10 protein-coding genes are annotated in these 8,992 nt (G+C 60.3%); 6 read left to right on the top strand and 4 right to left on the bottom strand.

Annotation, left to right across the window (positions count from 1 at the left end; translation table 11 throughout):
- From KBY72_RS13315 to KBY72_RS13300, 4 genes are all read right to left on the bottom strand, one after another.
- Positions 1-771 (bottom strand): SufD family Fe-S cluster assembly protein (locus KBY72_RS13315; RefSeq protein WP_254993781.1); only part of this gene is annotated, 771 nt, incomplete at its 3' end.
- A complete protein-coding gene (gene sufC, locus KBY72_RS13310) occupies positions 771-1,574 on the bottom strand; it encodes a Fe-S cluster assembly ATPase SufC (protein WP_254960460.1) in 804 nt (267 codons plus the stop codon). The genes KBY72_RS13315 and sufC, both read right to left, overlap by 1 nt.
- 57 nt (positions 1,575-1,631) lie before the next feature.
- Positions 1,632-3,071, bottom strand: coding sequence for a Fe-S cluster assembly protein SufB (gene sufB / locus KBY72_RS13305; RefSeq protein ID WP_254960461.1), 1,440 nt, complete (start codon positions 3,069-3,071; stop codon positions 1,632-1,634).
- 14 nt (positions 3,072-3,085) lie between these two features.
- Positions 3,086-3,472, bottom strand: a complete 387-nt coding sequence (locus tag KBY72_RS13300; protein ID WP_254960462.1) for a ferredoxin-thioredoxin reductase catalytic domain-containing protein — start codon at positions 3,470-3,472, stop codon at positions 3,086-3,088.
- A gap of 210 nt (positions 3,473-3,682) precedes the next feature.
- On the opposite strand from KBY72_RS13300, the gene sufR reads away from it, so the two are divergent.
- The 6 genes from sufR to KBY72_RS13270 form a co-directional block, all read left to right on the top strand.
- Complete coding sequence (gene sufR, locus KBY72_RS13295; RefSeq protein ID WP_254960463.1) at positions 3,683-4,354, top strand: iron-sulfur cluster biosynthesis transcriptional regulator SufR; 672 nt, start codon at positions 3,683-3,685, stop codon at positions 4,352-4,354.
- A gap of 385 nt (positions 4,355-4,739) precedes the next feature.
- Positions 4,740-5,348 carry a phycobiliprotein lyase gene (locus KBY72_RS13290; protein WP_254960486.1) on the top strand — a complete coding sequence of 203 codons (609 nt, stop codon included), beginning with the start codon at positions 4,740-4,742 and terminating at the stop codon, positions 5,346-5,348.
- 91 nt (positions 5,349-5,439) lie between these two features.
- Positions 5,440-6,201 (top strand): phycobilisome rod-core linker polypeptide, encoded by a 762-nt coding sequence (locus KBY72_RS13285; RefSeq protein ID WP_254960464.1) that lies wholly within the window; start codon positions 5,440-5,442, stop codon positions 6,199-6,201.
- 185 nt (positions 6,202-6,386) lie between these two features.
- Positions 6,387-7,430: a DUF4912 domain-containing protein gene (locus tag KBY72_RS13280; protein WP_254960465.1), complete on the top strand. Its 1,044-nt coding sequence runs from the start codon at positions 6,387-6,389 to the stop codon at positions 7,428-7,430.
- A gap of 8 nt (positions 7,431-7,438) precedes the next feature.
- Positions 7,439-7,621: a hypothetical protein gene (locus KBY72_RS13275; RefSeq protein ID WP_254942744.1), complete on the top strand. Its 183-nt coding sequence runs from the start codon at positions 7,439-7,441 to the stop codon at positions 7,619-7,621.
- Between the two features lie 57 nt (positions 7,622-7,678).
- A partial coding sequence (locus tag KBY72_RS13270; protein WP_254993780.1) for a phospholipase D-like domain-containing protein occupies positions 7,679-8,992 on the top strand: 1,314 nt, incomplete at its 3' end.

The raw sequence follows: 8,992 nt of genomic DNA, 5'->3' as shown, positions 1-8,992 counted from the left end.
ATCAGCTACCACCTTGTGGAGCTGGTCGAGCTGCCCATCGGGGCCTTCAAAACGCACTTGGCTGTGGGTGTCGGCCAACTCTTGGCCATCCACCAGCTGCAGGGCCCGCAGCCGGGTGTGGGCCGCTCCCTCGAGCTGGCTGATGCAGGGCTCGAGCCGGCTGAGGGCCCAGCCCCCAACCGCGGTGGTGACTTGCAGGGAGCTGGCGGGAGCCTGAGTGATCGACAGGTGGCTGAGCAAGCTGGCGCGGGCATTGCCAGGCGCCAGTAACCCCAGATTGAGCTGGGCGCCGCGGCCAAGCTGGGCCACCGCTACCAAGCTGGTGGCATTGGGGCCACTGGAGCCGTGCTGAATAAGCAGCTCCAGGCTGGCGCCCTCCTCAAGCACGAGCACCAGCTGCAGTGCCCGCAGACCCGGCTCCGCGCCGGCGTCAAAATGCAATTGCAACGGATCCGCTGCTCCAGCCACCCGCAAGGCCAGACAGCGGGGCGAAGCGCCTTGATTAAGCCGCACCGACCAAGCATCGGTGCCGCCTGTGGCTTTAAGCACCTGCTGCTGCAACCCCTGCGCCTGATCAGCTCCGATGCGGCTAATGCCAGCGGGCAAGCTGAGTTGGGCGAATGGATCGACACCACTCCAGAGCTCGGGCGCCAAGGCCTCTAGGGCCGCCAGGCCTGTGAATCGCCACTCCTCCTGACTTCGGCCTGGCAGGGGAGCGCCAGCAAGTTGGGTGAGCCAATCGGCAGTATTTGGCATAACCGCAGCTGGCATCACAGCACCTCCGCAGGTTCCTGGCCCAGGTTGGCTAGCTCCTGATCCACCCATTCGTAACCAGTGCGCTCAAGCTCCAAGGCCAGCTCCTTGCCACCGGTGCGCAGGATCCGGCCCGCAGCCATCACATGGACGTAATCCGGGGTGATCAGATCCAGCAGGCGCTGGTAGTGGGTGATCAGCAAGGTGGCATTTTCGGGGCCAGCTAGTTGATTAACGCCATCAGCCACGATGCGTAGAGCATCGATATCGAGGCCAGAATCGGTTTCATCGAGGATCGCCACCAAAGGCTCAAGTAGCGCCATCTGCAAGATCTCGTTGCGCTTTTTCTCGCCACCGGAGAAGCCTTCGTTGACACTGCGATCTAAGAAGGCCGGATCCATTTGCACCACCTTGAGGCGCTCGCGCACAAGGTCCTCGAAAGCAAAGGTGTCCAGCTCCTCCTCACCCCTTTGAGCGCGGCTGGCATTAGTGGACACCCGTAGGAATTCAAGGTTGCTAACCCCCGGGATCTCCACCGGATATTGAAATCCCAGGAATAAGCCCAAGCGGGAGCGCTGTTCTGGGGCTAGCTCAAGCAGGTCTGAGCCCATGTATGAAACCGACCCGGCTGTGACCGTGTAGGCGGGATGGCCGGCCAGCACTTTGGAAAGTGTGCTTTTGCCACTGCCATTACGCCCCATCACTGCGTGGATTTCACCAGCTCGGATCGTGAGGTTTACCCCCTTAAGGATTGGCTGCTCCTCAACCCGCGCGTGCAGGTCGCAAATTTCGAGCAATACCGGGGCGTCTGGGCGAATCACAGCAGGTAAGGAAAGGCGGGAAAGGGGGAACGAACAGATAGAACAGATCGGTGCGGCTCAGCCCACTGATCCCTCGAGCTTGAGGGCAAGCAATTTGTCTGCCTCAGCAGCAAATTCCATTGGCAGTTGATTGAACACGTCGCGGCAAAAACCGCTGACCATCATCGAAACAGCCTCTTCAAAACCAATGCCCCGGCTTTGCAGGTAAAAGAGTTGGTCTGCGGAGATGCGGCAAGTGCTTGCCTCATGCTCCACTACGGCATCCGGTTGCTGAGAGCGGATATAGGGATAGGTATTAGCGCCAGCCTGATCGCCAATCAACATCGAATCGCACTGGCTATAATTCTTAGCCCCTACCGCTTTAGTGCCGATTTGGACAAGGCCGCGATAGCTATTAGAAGAATGACCAGCGCTGATGCCTTTACTGACAATGGTTGAGCGGGTCCTAGGACCGACGTGAATCATCTTGGTACCAGTATCAGCCTGCTGATAGTTATTAGTGAGGGCAACTGAATAAAATTCGCCCACCGAATCAGCACCTTGCAGCACACAACTGGGATACTTCCAAGTGATTGCTGATCCAGTTTCCACCTGAGTCCAACTAATTCGGCTGCGGTCGCCCCGGCACTGGCCACGCTTGGTCACGAAGTTATAAATGCCACCTACGCCATGCTCGTCACCGGCGTACCAGTTCTGAACCGTTGAGTATTTGATAGAAGCATCATCAAGTACTACCAACTCCACAACGGCTGCATGGAGTTGATTGGTATCAAACATCGGGGCCGTGCACCCCTCCAAGTAGCTAACCGAAGCACCCTCTTCGGCAATAATCAAAGTGCGCTCAAACTGACCCGTATCGGCAGAATTAATCCGGAAGTAAGTTGACAACTCCATCGGGCAGGCAACGCCCTTGGGGATAAAAACAAAAGAACCGTCGCTGAAAACCGCAGAATTCAGGGCCGCAAAATAGTTGTCATTACTGGGAACCACTGTGCCAAGATATTTCTCTACCAAGCCTGGATATTCTTTTACAGCCTCACTAATTGAGCAGAAAACAACCCCATGCTCTGCAAGCTTTTCACGATAGGTGGTGGCGATTGAGACACTGTCAAAAACAGCATCAACTGCCACGTTGGAGAGGCGCTTCTGCTCACTTAGGGGGATGCCAAGCTTTTCGAATGTTTCCAGCAGCTTGGGATCGACCTCGTCAAGACTTGCTTTTTTCTCCTGCTGCTTAGGAGCTGCGTAGTAAATAATATTTTGATAATCAATCGGCGGGTAACCCAGTGCCGCCCAATCTGGTGACTGCATATTCAGCCATTGGCGGTAGGCCCGCAGCCGAAAAGCCAATAAAAACTCAGGCTCACTTTTCTTGGAGGAGATCAGACGCACAACGTCTTCACTCAGACCCTTGGCGATCTTTTCAGTTTCAATATCAGTAACGAAACCGTGCTTATACGGCTGTGAAACTAGATCGCCAACGGTTGCAGTACTCATTGAGGTAAACCGACTCAGCTGGCAGTAAGGGCTTTAACTTCGTCTATGGAAATTGTCTGTTGGTCACCACGGAAAGCATTATCCTCGGTGAGAAACAGCATGCAGTGGCACTCTTTACGCTCCCGCATGGGCACGCAAGGGCAGTTCCAAAAGGCTTGGGAAACCTCTGCCTGCTTGTCCTCGTAATGACGGCAGGGGCATAGGGCACCACCAAGCTCATCCTTGTGCTTGGCAAGGCCAGCAAGCACAACCGCGGTCACACCGGGATCACTACAAAAGTAAGTACCGGTGCGCTGCGCATAGGTTTCAGCAAACTTTCGAATCACCTCCAAGCTGTCGGAGTGCGCCGGCGAGCTCCCTGCGGGGCTCTCAGCGGTCGAACTGGCCGGAGTGTCGGACATGGCTCGAAAGGGAAGGTGATCAGAAGGCGGTAGTCAAACAGCACCCCGGAATCCGGTGCCATCGGCTGCCAGCAATCGGATTTGCCGGCAGACCATTACGAAACCAATGTGTTTCGTTAGGGATCGAGCTTAAGACACCAAGGCCGCCAGCGGGGCCCAATCCCCAACCTCCCGCCAGTCGTGGCATCGTTGTGTCAACCGGCCTTTGCCGTGAGCGCCATTCCCGAAATCATTCACCAGCACGCCGATCCGGCATCCACCCGGGATACGGTCCTCACCTTGCTGGTTAGGCATGGAGAGGCCACCGCTAGCGCCCTAGCCGCCCACCTGGAGATGTCGGTGCAGGTTGTGCGTCGCCATCTGCGTGGCTTGGAAGATGATGGTTTGGTCGAGTCCACTCCAGCGGCGGAGGGTCCGGGCAGGCCCAGCAATCACTGGCGCCTTACCGCCAAGGGGCAGGGGCAATTTCCTGATGGCAGCGACCATTTCGCCCTCGGCCTGCTGCAATCTCTGGCTGGCAACCTGCCCCCTGCAATTCTGCAGGGACTCCTAGAACAACAAGCCCTTCAGCAGGCTGACGCTTACCGCCACCGCATCGGCGCTGGCTCGCTTCAAGAGAGGCTGGATCAACTAGTGGATCTACGCCGGCAAGAGGGGTACCTGGCGGAATGTTCCCAGGATGCCGGCAACCCTCAAGCCTGGATGCTCAGTGAATTTCACTGTTCCGTAATGCGCATTGCCGAGCAATTCCCCTGCATCTGCGACCAGGAGCTGCAGCTAATTCGCCACACCTTTCCCGACTGCCAGGTGGATCGGGTGCAATGGCGCTTGGAGAAGGGTCACTCTTGCGGCTTTCGCCTGACGCCCTGCCGTGACGACTGAAGCACCGCCACCCCAGGCCCAAAGTCCGCTTTCAGCAGCGGAACTGGCGGAGCTGGAGGCCACCCTCCTGCCTGCCTCGGAGCGGCACCATCTGCGCCTCCTGGCCCACAGCCTGCGCAGCCTGCAGGCGGTTGAAACCCAACAGCCCGCGGGGGCCCTGCCAGGCCATGACGCGATTTGCGCCTGGGCCAGCCAGCAGCCCGCGCTCGCCGACGCCCCCTGCTTCCAGGCAGTCCTGGTGGAGCAATTAGAGGCGGCGGGCGGGCAGCTGCAGCAACTGGCCGCAACCCTGAACCGGGCGCCATTGACCCTAGAGCTGGGCGACCTAATCGCCGCGGCTTGCGATCATCGCCACAGCCACAGCCCCGGCACGCCAGTGAGCGAAATCCATTCCGAGTCGATCGCCGACGCCCTCAGCTTTTTCCGCCTTAGCTGCGGTCGCTGGCGCTCCCAGCGCAGCAGCCATCACCTGCTGCACCGGCGAGCTGAGGCGGGAGGCTCCTTCATTGAGGTGGTGGAGATCGCCGCATCCGACCCCCGCCTGATCGCCATCGCCGAGCTCCACGGCGAAGATCCCGCCGGCCTCGTTGGAGGCTGCCGGGTGACCTGGAACGCCTCAATGGCGTGGGACAAGGCCGGAGAAGCCCACGAGGGGGAAAGTGTTTTCGGCTTGATTCCCACCGATGAGCTCGGCCGGTCCGGCCTGCTTTTGCGCGACCGTGGCTACGCCGAAACCGCCCCCGTGGCAGGTCATTTCGCCATGGACGAGCGCGACGGTCTACTTCTCACCACCGGCTACGAAACCATGGCCAGCCTGGAGCGATTCAGCTTTGCCGGCCCCAATGTGCGTCTGCGCACCAGCACGGTGGAGGGCCTCTCCAATACGGCGTCCTTCTGCGTCGAGACACGGCTGCTAGACGGCCCGGAGCCTGGGGCCAAAACCCCAGCCCAAGAGCCCGTTTCCGAGCAGCCCCTGTCTCCCCTGGGATGGTGACGAACGTTACGGACTGTGAGCCCTGTCTCGGCCAGCCGAACCCGGCCGCGGCTGCACTTCTACGATCAGCAACGACGGATGATGAAGTTGTGTGGCCCTGCCCCTCCTGAAATACGCGCCCACTACCCAAAACTCGCGGGTTGCCCCGCTTCGGGTGGGTTCGGATGAGGACCCCAAACCCATGTCCATGGACAGGGCAATGGATCCCAAAGACCTAAATCTGGTCATTGAGTCGTGTTATCGACAGATTTTCTTTTATGCCTTCAAGGTCGACCGCAACTCGACATTGGAGAGCCAGCTGCGCAACGGCCAAATGAGTGTGCGGGATTTCATTCGCTCCCTGTGTCTCTCAGACACCTTCACCCGCAGCTTCTACAACCTGAACAGCAACTACCGAGTGGTGCGCCACTTGGTGGAAAAGCTGCTGGGTCGACCCACCCACGGCAGGTCTGAGGAGATCGCCTGGGCGGCCGTACTGATGACCCGCGGGGTCAAGGGCATGGTTGACGACATCCTCAACGGCCAGGAATACCTGGACGCCTTCGGTTACGACACCGTTCCCTTCCACCGCAACCGCGTGGTGGGCTCCCGCGATCTGGGCGAAACCCCCTTCAACATCACCACTCCGCGATACGAGGCCTATTACCGCGGCATCTTGGGCTTCCCCCAACTTGTGTACACCGGCACCGCCAAAACGATCCCCGCTCGCTCCGGTCAGCGCCGTGGCGGCTTCCCCGAGGACTACCTCCCCTGGGTGCGCAATCTGCCTGCAATGCGCAGCCAAGGCGCTGCATCCGGCAGCGTCAGCATGGACTATATGTCCAAGGTTCCTTACCGCAGCATCGGCCGCTGAAGCCAGTCTCCAACTAAATCCCCGGGCGGTCAAAAGGCCGCCCTTTTTTATGGGCCATCAGCACCCAGGCCGTCAGCATCTACTGACGGCTCTAGATCGGGCTACCCGAGTCAGGAGAAACTCGTCCACACTGATCCCAAAAGAAATCTGTTGCTGTGACTCAAGCATTCACCGCATTGGCACGCATGACCCTGCGTCAGCTTCGCCAGGTCGCTAGCGACCTTGGGGTGGGCTTGTACAGCCGTAAGTCCAAGGATGAACTCCTAGCAGCCATCAATGATCGCCAGGATGAGGAGGACACGCCTATCAGTCTCAAGGCAATCGAAGCAAAGCTACCCCCAGCTCCCCGCCCCAGCTCAGCAAATACCAGCGTCGTATTTCTGCCCCGCGATCCCCAGTGGGCCTATGTGTTCTGGGATATCTCCCAAAGCGATCGGGCCTCAGCCCTGGCAACTGGTGCCTCCCAGCTTTGTCTGCGCGTCGCCGACGTAACTGGCCTGCCCGGCGGCTCAGCCCACCCCCACACCCTGCAGGAAGTGGTGGTCGACAGCCATGCCACCGAGTGGTATTTGCCAGTGCCCCTGTGCGATCGGGATTACCGGGTGGAACTCGGCTACCGCAAAGGCGGCGGCGGCTGGATATCCCTGGCCTTCTCTTCAGTGGCACGGGTACCGGCCCAGCACCCCAGCGAGCAAATACTCGATCAGTTCGTGCCCTTTTCGCTGGACACGGCTCCAGCCATCCTGCCGATGCCGGTGGAGCCAGCCGATTCAGGACTGCACGAACGCCTATATCAAACAGCTACAGCCCGCTGGCGCAGTCTTGGCAGGGGTTCTGAGGCTTTCCATGAGCTAGAGGCAGCCGGCCTAGACACCAGTGAACTCAACACCTCTGGTGCCGGCATCTGGGCCAGTGGCCGCAACGCCTCCGGCATCGGCGGGGTCGCCTCCCGTCAACGCTCGTTTTGGCTTGTGGCTGATGCTGAGCTGATTGTCTATGGGGCCACCGATCCCGCTGCCCGCCTCACCATTGGCGGTGAGGAGGTGCCCCTTTCCACCGATGGCACCTTCCGAGTGCAAGTGCCATTCCGCGATGGTCAGCAGCTTTATCCGATCGAGGCGGTCGCCGCCGATGGCGAGCAGAAGCGCAACATCACCCTGGAATTCAGCCGCTCTACCCCTGAGGACAACAGCAACCCAGCCGAAAAGGCCGTAAGCGAATGGTTCTAAATCGAGCCTTGGCACTGAAGCGCTCAGCCGTCGCCCTCACGCCGATGGCAGGAGCCTTGGCATTTCCGCTGATTGTGCCGGTTGTGTTGATGCGCTTCGGCTTACCAGCCGCCATGCTAAGCGCCGTATTGATTGGTACTGCTTGGTTTGTGGTGATGCTGCGCACCGCCGAGATGCCCGGCCACCACTAGGTAAAGCCTCAGCTTGATCCGATGTGGGAACCCTGGATTCAACCGCCCAGGGAATCCATGGCCAACCTTTCGCCGCGCCAACCCTTTGCCTGGGCAAGCCTTATGGCCTTGGCTTTAGCTGGTTGCAGCGCTGACGCCCAGCTACTGGGCCAGTCAGCCCGGCCCAAGCCCCTGCCCAAGGGGATCGAGCTGGCCTTCAACCACGCCGAAACCAGCCGCTACCGCAGCCCTATCAACGGTCAATGGCGTCAGGGCGACGATCTCGAGGCTTTCGTGCTGGCAAGTATTCAGTCGGCGCGGCAGGAAATCCTGGTAGCGGTTCAGGAGCTGTCGCTGCCGAAGCTGGCCGAAGCGCTGGCGGCTAAGCACCGCGAGGGGCTGACGGTGAAGGTGGTGCTGGAAAACACCTACAGCAGCCCCTGGAGCGAAGAACATCCGGCCGATCTGGCCCCACACCAACGCACCCGCCATGAACAGCTCAAGGCCCTCGGTTGGGGGGACGCTGTGGCAATCCTGCAGCGGGCCGGCGTGCCCCTGATCGATGACACCGCCGATGGCAGCGCTGGCAGTGGCCTCATGCATCACAAATTCATGGTGGTGGACAGGGCGGTGGTGGTGACCGGCTCAGCCAATTTCACCCCCTCCTGCATCCACGGAGATCCGGGGGCAGACCGCAGCCGCGGCAACGTGAATCACCTGCTGCGTCTGCGCAGCCGTGAACTGGCCAACTCCTTTGTGGCCGAGTTTGAGCGGATGTGGGGCGACGGCCCCGGCGGCCAGCCCGACAGCCGCTTTGGGCTGGGCAAGGGCGGCGGAGCTCCCCAAAAGCTGCTGGTGGGGGCAACGCCGGTGACGGTCCTGTTCGCCCCCCATCGTCGCAGCGATCCCCACCAGGGTCTGCTGGTGTTGGAGAAGTTGCTCTCCGGCAGCCGCAAGCAGCTGGATCTCGCCCTATTCGTACTCTCTGAACAACGGCTGGCCGATGTCATGGCCCGCCTGCAGGGGCAGGGGGTGGCCATCCGGCTACTGGCCGATCCCGGCTTTGCGAACCGCGCGTTCAGCGAAGTGCTCGATCTACTCGGCACCCAACTGCCCGATCACCGCTGCGGCGTGGAGGCGGCGAACCGCCCCTGGCAGCGCCCCCTGGAGAGTGTCGGCACACCACGCCTGGCCAGCGGCGACAAACTGCACCACAAGCTGGCTGTCATCGACAACCGCACCGTAATCACAGGCTCCTTCAACTGGAGCCCCTCAGCCGCCCACCAGAACGACGAAACCATGCTGGTGTTTGAGTCCCACCTGCTAGCCGAGCACTTCACCTCTGAAATCAATCGGCTCTGGAAAGGCGCTGAGCTCGGCATCACCGAGCGG

This window comes from Cyanobium sp. BA5m-21, from assembly GCF_024346235.1.
In the GTDB taxonomy this organism is placed as follows: domain Bacteria; phylum Cyanobacteriota; class Cyanobacteriia; order PCC-6307; family Cyanobiaceae; genus Cyanobium_A; species Cyanobium_A usitatum.
The sequence above is the reverse complement of the archived record's forward strand: the minus strand, read 5'-3'. Positions and strand labels throughout refer to the sequence as shown.

Excerpts from the sequence above, each read along its gene's own strand:
- sufB (WP_254960461.1), bottom strand. The coding sequence starts at position 3,071 with ATGAGTACTGCAACCGTTGGCGATCTAGTTTCACAGCCGTATAAGCAC.
- KBY72_RS13280 (WP_254960465.1), top strand. The coding sequence starts at position 6,387 with ATGACCCTGCGTCAGCTTCGCCAGGTCGCTAGCGACCTTGGGGTGGGC.
- KBY72_RS13300 (WP_254960462.1), bottom strand. The coding sequence starts at position 3,472 with ATGTCCGACACTCCGGCCAGTTCGACCGCTGAGAGCCCCGCAGGGAGC.